This window comes from Paraclostridium benzoelyticum, from assembly GCF_001006285.1.
GTDB classification, from domain to species: Bacteria; Bacillota; Clostridia; order Peptostreptococcales; family Peptostreptococcaceae; genus Paraclostridium; species Paraclostridium benzoelyticum.
Map to the genome: position 1 here is coordinate 1 of NZ_LBBT01000040.1, position 403 is coordinate 403.

The 403-nt window shown below is 23.8% G+C and carries 1 protein-coding gene; it reads right to left on the reverse strand.

Annotation, left to right across the window (positions count from 1 at the left end):
* On the reverse strand, window positions 1-403 hold a 403-nt coding region (locus VN21_RS02150), incomplete at both ends, for a sporulation protein (RefSeq protein ID WP_046821830.1).

Sequence of the window (403 nt, forward strand, 5' to 3'; positions counted from 1 at the left end):
AATCATTCTTTTGATTGAAAAAAATTTCAATCTCGTTTTTATTTTCATCAAGGTTTTCTTTTACTTTCCTGAATTTAAAGCACTGAATAAATGGCATATTATCATATTTGTTTTCTATATACTTATTTTCTACTTCTGTTAAAGAAAATCCTAAATTTTCTATAATATTAATTGTATTTTCTATATATTTAGGAGGTAATATATCTATATGATATTTTTCTTCTAATTTATTTTTACCATTTTCTTTTAAACATGTCTTTATCCATACATGACTTTTATGTATAGATACTGGAACTTTGCTGCTTACCTTAAATTTAAATGGAACGGTTACCAATCCACCCTCATTTAAACTTTTATCTAAATCTATTTCTACCTTTTGTAAAACTACCTTTTTACCTCCTAT